The 747-nt window shown below is 57.8% G+C and carries 1 protein-coding gene and 1 pseudogene; both read left to right on the top strand.

Going from position 1 to position 747, the window contains the following annotated elements:
* Positions 1–314: pseudogene (locus WFM49_RS18520) on the top strand (hypothetical protein); the annotation flags it as partial.
* Positions 315–537: 223 nt separating this feature from the next.
* Positions 538–747, top strand: a 210-nt coding sequence (locus WFM49_RS18515) for a hypothetical protein (RefSeq protein WP_336974848.1), incomplete at its 3' end; no start/stop codon positions are given.

Below are 747 nucleotides of genomic sequence, written 5' to 3'. Positions count from 1 at the left end.
AAGAACTGCCTTTGGACCAAAACGGTTGGCGCTGCCACCCCGACCTTCCTCAGTTTGAGGAGGGCCAAGAGCAAGAATTTGGCGAGTATCTCAGGCAGCAGGGCCTCCGTTACGCATTGCACTCACTGGAGAATGACACCAACCCTGAAAACGACAAAATTGCCACCGACTACTTCGAGCACGGAAGTAGTGATTTCTCTGGCTGGAACCCGCTCCCTCCTCATGGTGACGGCTGGTTCCTCATTTCAATCCATGACACTGAAGACGGACCTGTGGCCATGTGGGTTACTCGCGAACCGGAGCAAAGCGCATGAACACCCACCCACACAACCAGGCGCGGTCTACCCCGCAAGAAGCGTTCAACCTCTACCGAGCAGCACAGGTATACGGCACACGCGCATTCATCCCGGTGACATCAAAAGCCGCCCCCAATCCTAATTACCCCCAACTGAGGAAGAAGAAGCGATGACCGACAAGTATCCAAAACTCCGTCAAGACCTGGCAGCAGCTATTGCCGATGCTAAACGGCAAGGTGGAGTGAATGAGCGGGCAGAGCAAATCGCTGCGCTGCTAGCCGAGCGTGACACACTTGCTGCGGCCCCTGTGAGCGCGGAGCCGGTGGGCCACGTCTCGCGGGATGCTTCCATCGCCCGCATGACGACGAACTTGCCCGAAGGCTCGCCACTCTATGCCGCCCCCGTTGCCGCCCAGCCAGACCTCACACAGCAAACGCTCGATGATGTGATG

Origin of the sequence: Alcaligenes sp. PF14 (genome assembly GCF_037150615.1) — a bacterium.
Taxonomy (GTDB): Bacteria; Pseudomonadota; Gammaproteobacteria; order Burkholderiales; family Burkholderiaceae_B; genus Alcaligenes; species Alcaligenes phenolicus.
Note: the sequence above shows the minus strand (reverse complement) of the source record. Positions and strands in the feature narration are given on the sequence as shown.